The sequence below is a fragment of the Mesorhizobium sp. BHbdii genome, from assembly GCF_053848045.1.
The window spans coordinates 1-421 of record NZ_JBSPKX010000264.1; the positions used below are offsets into that span (position 1 = coordinate 1).

The window sequence follows — 421 nt, forward strand, 5'->3', positions numbered from 1 at the left end:
CTGAGATTATGTTGCTGGAACAACGCCTGCAGCTCCGGCGAGTTGCCAAGTGCGGTGTCGCCCTGTTGAGACCCCCATGCATAGGCATAGTCGAAGGCAGGCGATGGCGCCACCTTGGCCCAGTGGTCCAGCATGGTCTGTTCCTGGGCAGCGGTGGGGAGGACATACTGGCCGCCCGTGTCAGTGGTGTAGTTGCCGCCGCCGAACGTCTGATAAACCGGAACGACCTGGCTGAGCGGGATGCCCGAGGGGACCGCCGCGGCCACGGTCCTGTCGATCATGTTGTAGTCGACCGTGCTTGTGCCGGTGCGTACCGGGGAGGGATCCAGGCCGGAATAGTCGATATGCGGGTTGGCGGGGGTGTAAGGGTTTTAAAAGTCGGGGTTTTCCGAAGTCCCCATGTTCATCATGGTGATGAAGG

Annotated in this window: 1 pseudogene; it reads right to left on the minus strand. The window is 61.3% G+C overall.

From position 1 onward, the window contains the following. A pseudogene (locus tag ACWTU8_RS32960) lies at positions 1–281 on the minus strand (calcium-binding protein); the annotation flags it as partial. Positions 282–421 lie beyond the last annotated feature (140 nt).